This is a genomic window from Kaistella sp., from assembly GCF_049588135.1.
GTDB lineage: Bacteria > Bacteroidota > Bacteroidia > Flavobacteriales > Weeksellaceae > Kaistella.
The window spans coordinates 1-4,740 of sequence record NZ_JBAVFG010000069.1 but is presented as its reverse complement, the minus strand read 5'-3'; the positions used below and the strand labels follow the sequence as shown (position 1 = coordinate 4,740).

Below are 4,740 nucleotides of genomic sequence, written 5' to 3'. Positions count from 1 at the left end.
TCAAACATCCCACGTTATTAGATGAACCACAGAAAAACTATCAACTCCCAAAAATAGAAAGAAATCCATTTGAAGATGCTTTTGATGAAATTGAGATCTTAGGATTTCCCGTTTCATTCAGTCCTTTCGAACTCTTACAAACCCGATACAGAGGAAGCGTCATGGCTAAAGATTTAATTACACATCATAAGCAACAAGTGAAAATGCTGGCGTATCTGATTTCAAGAAAACATGTTCCCACCAAAAGAGGAGCTATGTTCTTCGGAACCTGGATTGATGCCGATGGGGAATATTTTGACACGGCACATTTTCCGAATTGTCTGGAGCACTTTCCTTTTCAAGGTGGTGGCTGTTATTTATTGTTGGGAACGGTAGAAGTGGATTTTCATTTTCCGACGATCACGATTCATAAAATGGCAAAAATGCCTTTTATACCCGATCCACGATATTCGATGGACAAAGAAAAATCTTTAGAAACTGCAAGAAATCTACATGAAGACGTCAGTATGACTTGGCGTAAACCCTATCCCCAAGAACATGAAATTGGATTGCCGAGAAATAAGTTTTCTGTGCAAAGTTAATGATGTATGGCTCTCTTTTACCCAAAAGCATTCAACACGAACCAATTAGCTGAGAGTTTTCTGTACCATTCTTTTTATCAACAAATTTTTGTTTCAATAACATCATGTCTTCGCTTACTTTTTTATCCAGAATTTTAGCATAATGCTGGGTGGTTTTAATACTTTTGTGACCAAGCATTTTACTGACACTTTCAATAGAAACTCCATTGGACAAAGTAATTGTTGTTGCAAAAGTATGACGGGCAATATGATAAGTTAATTCTTTGTTGATACTACATAAATCTGCAATCTCTTTCAAATAAGCGTTCATTTTTTGATTACTAAGAATAGGTAGAAGCTTTCCATTATTCATACATACAGGATGATTTTTGTATTTTTCAATAATTTGTTCAGTTTGAGAAAGCAAAGGAATATTAGAGGTCGTTTTAGTTTTCTGACGTTTGGTATAAATCCATTGAGATCCATCTAATCCCAAATTGATATTGTGATAAGTGAGTTCTTTAGTATCAATATATGCCAATCCAGTGAAACAACTGAACAGGAAAATATCTCTTACCAATGACAATCTTTCATTTTTAAAATCTTTGGCAAAAAGCACTTCTATTTCCTTTTCATTGAGAAACATTCTTGTTACTTCATCATACTTGGATTGATAATTCATAAAAGGATCTTTTTCCATCCATCCATTTGCAAGGCAAATACGAATAATCTTCCCTAAATTTTTGATATACTTCACGGCAGAATTATTGTTGCAGGATTTTTCGGTTCTTAAGAACAGTTCAAAATCATTCAAAAAAGCATAATCTATTTTCTTAAGATCAATGTCGGAAATATTGTACTTCCATTTCAAAAACTCTTTGGTATGTTTTAGAGTGGTTTTATAGCGGATTAATGTTCCAGGAGCGAACTCCTTCCCTACAAGCTTTTCCATTCGGTCATTATGATCCTGAAAAACCGGAATAAGTGTTCTTGAAAGTTCACCTCTACCCAATAGCTTATTTTTAAGAGTTTCACAAGTCACCGTTTCTTTATCTCTCATCAATTCGTGATAAGTATCGTAAACTTTCTGCTCAAATGTTTTTAAATAAAAATTAAGCGATTTGCTTTCTTCTGAAGAACCACTGATCTTCTGCATCGCAGAATTCCATTTCAAAGGATTTACAGTACGTTTTGTGCTAATTTCGGATATTTTACCGTCAATGGTAATTCGCAAATAAATAGGAGCTTCTCCCGCAGAATTGACTTTAGCTTTTTTTACATAGAAAAGTAAATTGAATGTCTTGTTCATTTTGATAGGTTTTAAGATTTAAAATTAACTTTAGTAAAACCTAAGCACAAGATGTTCAGTTCCTGAACTAGCTCCTGAACACGCTTTATCTGATTTCCAGTGACCTATTTTAACCCGTTTCAATAGGTCACCGAATAGGTCACTTTCAGATTGTGCTTTTTTAACTCTTTTTGAACACCCATAAAACGAAAAAAGCTTTAAAACGTATGTTTTAAAGCTTTTTGTACTACTTTGATATTGTAGTTGCGATCCGGACGGGATTCGAACCCGCGACCTCCGCCGTGACAGGGCGGCATTCTAACCAGCTGAACTACCGGATCTTTTTATGCATTGATAACCAATTGTAATTTGAATTCGGCTTATTGCCTCTTAACGAGATTGACTTGCCATTTACTACTGAATTATCTTAATATCTTTCTTTGATAAGAACTCCTTTCTTTTTGATGACTGCAAAAGTACAACTTTTATTAGAGCCTGCAAATGTTTTTAAAAAAAAATGCTCTCCAAATCAGGAAAGCACTCATTTTCAAGCAATTTATTTTTATAAATGTGCTGATAATTTTTCAGCGATCACTTCTTTTGAAGCTACCCCTACAATTTTATCTACCACTTCTCCATTTTTGAAAATCAAAACGGTAGGAATATTTCTGATTCCGTAATCTACAGAAACTTGTTGGTTGTTATCTACATCTACTTTTCCTACGATTGCTTTTCCTTCGAAATCAGTCGCTACTTCTTCGATAATTGGTCCCAATGTCCTACACGGTCCACACCATACTGCCCAAAAATCTACCAATACCGGTTTATCTGAATTCAAAACCACTTCTTGAAATGATTGATCTGTAATTTCTAATGCCATTTTTATATATTTTTTTAATTAATTGTCTGTCTGCAAATTTACAACATTCCTATTAATTCAAGCCCTAGTTTATCTATGTTCTATATTTGCTTTTTCTATTTGAAAACTTTCAGCGATTTCTGCTACTGCATCTACCAAAGCATCAATATCCTCTTTGGTTGTAAAGTGGCTGAAAGAAACCCTTAAAGGTGTTGTATGATCCATTTCTTCTTCATCTACCACCATCATCATTACCATGGAAGGTTTTGACGCTCCAGAAGAACAAGCACTTCCTTGTGAAATAGCGATTCCTTTCATATCTAATTTCAATCCAATCATTGGATCTTTGAAAGGCAATAAAACACTTAGCACCGTATATAAACTGTTGTACATTTCCGCACTTCTGCCGTTGAATTTTACGCCTTCAATTTTTTGAGAAAGTTGATCGATGGTATATTGCTTAATTTCTTTAATATGATTAGCAAAACGATCCATATTTTTCAGATAAATCTCCAATGCTTTTCCTAAACCTACGATTCCGCAAACGTTTTCTGTTCCTGCTCTTAAACTTCTTTCTTGTGGTCCTCCTGTGATAATTCCTTTTAATCCTGATGCTTTTCTAATGAATGCAAAACCACTTCCTTTTGGTCCATGGAATTTATGGGCACTGCACGATGCAAAATCTACTGGAATATCAGAGAAATCCAAATCCATGTGCGCCATTGACTGCACGGTATCTGAATGGAATAATGCATTGTTTTCTTTGCACATTATGGCTACTTTCTTAATATCAAGTAGATTCCCAATTTCGTTATTGGCATGCATTAGGGTTACTAAAGTTTTCTTGTCAGAACTTTTTAGAAGATTTTCTAATTGCTCCAAACTCACATCACCTTTTTTATCTGGACGAAGATAAGCCACCTCAACGCCTCTTCTTTTCTTCATATCCAAAACCGTTTCTGCTACGCATTTGTGTTCAAGTGGCGAAGTAATAATTCGCTCCACTCCCAAATGATCGACGCACGATTTTATAATCATGTTATTCGATTCTGTTCCGCAAGAAGTGAAAATTATTTCTGCCGGACTCACCTTCAAATAATCTGCAACATCTCTTCTGACGTTTTCGATGAGTATTTTGGCTTCCTGTCCAAGACTATGCGTCGATGATGGGTTGCCATAATTGTTTTTCAAAACATCTACCATCGCATCGATAACCTCCTCGGAGAGTGGCGTTGTTGCAGCATTATCCAAATAAATTTTATTCATTTTTACTTTCTATTTTTTTAGATTTTTCAGAGTTTAAAATTAATGAAAAAATTTAAATTGACCTTCATTTGCCCAATTCAACATTTCCTGATCGCCAGAAGTATCCCCGAAAGCGATGGATTTATCATATTTTTCATCCTTAATCTCTTCTTTAATTCGATTCACTTTTTCGGCTCCATTGCAGTTTTTCCCTACAAAATTTCCTGTGAAAATATCATTTTTAAACTCTGCTTGAGTTGCTATGAGATTCATTTTGAATTTTTCTGCAAATGGTTTCACCCAAATTCCAAGCGAGGCAGATACAATATAACAATCGGTGTGAGAATGATCGATGTTTTTAATAAATTCTAAAGCGTTTTCTCTAAAGATGTCAGGATAATATTGATCAAAAAATTGCTGTGATTTTTTTTCGATTTTAGATTTCGATTGCCCTTTAAGAATGGAAGAAATAAAACTTCTCTTCACTTTTTCAGCATCTAAAAGATTCATTTTTAATAATATAAAAAGCGGAATATGTTTAACAAACTGAATTCTAAATTTCGTAGTATTATAAAATTTAAGATACAGAAACATGGTGTCGCTGTACGTTAAAGTTCCGTCGAAATCGAATAAATATAATTTTCTCATAGGTTATTAAAAAATAATGAAAAAGCTAAACCAATTATCAAAGTGAGCATTAAAATAATAAATAGAGATGCAAAAATATTTTCTCCTAAAATTAATATTTTATTATTTTCCAAGGGTTCAAGTTTCCCCTCTTGAGTCTT

4 protein-coding genes, 1 tRNA gene and 1 pseudogene are annotated in these 4,740 nt (G+C 34.0%); 1 reads left to right on the top strand and 5 read right to left on the bottom strand.

The window, feature by feature from the left end:
* Nucleotides 1-581 (top strand): annotated as a pseudogene (locus WBY99_RS03675) (DNA polymerase III subunit alpha); the annotation flags it as partial.
* 31 nt (nucleotides 582-612) lie between these two features.
* Here WBY99_RS03675 and WBY99_RS03670 read toward each other — a convergent pair.
* From WBY99_RS03670 to WBY99_RS03650, 5 genes are all read right to left on the bottom strand, one after another.
* A complete protein-coding gene (locus tag WBY99_RS03670; protein WP_423974983.1) occupies nucleotides 613-1,869 on the bottom strand; it encodes a site-specific integrase in 1,257 nt (418 codons plus the stop codon).
* 246 nt (nucleotides 1,870-2,115) lie between these two features.
* A tRNA-Asp gene (locus WBY99_RS03665) sits at nucleotides 2,116-2,189 on the bottom strand.
* 221 nt (nucleotides 2,190-2,410) lie between these two features.
* Nucleotides 2,411-2,728, bottom strand: coding sequence for a thioredoxin (trxA, locus tag WBY99_RS03660; RefSeq protein ID WP_423974982.1), 318 nt, complete (start codon nucleotides 2,726-2,728; stop codon nucleotides 2,411-2,413).
* A 69-nt stretch (nucleotides 2,729-2,797) separates the two neighbouring features.
* Entirely contained in the window at nucleotides 2,798-3,973 is a 1,176-nt protein-coding gene (locus tag WBY99_RS03655; RefSeq protein WP_423974981.1) for a cysteine desulfurase family protein, read from the bottom strand.
* Nucleotides 3,974-4,012: 39 nt separating this feature from the next.
* Nucleotides 4,013-4,600, bottom strand: a complete 588-nt coding sequence (locus WBY99_RS03650; RefSeq protein WP_423974980.1) for an HAD-IB family hydrolase — start codon at nucleotides 4,598-4,600, stop codon at nucleotides 4,013-4,015.
* Nucleotides 4,601-4,740: the final 140 nt, after the last annotated feature.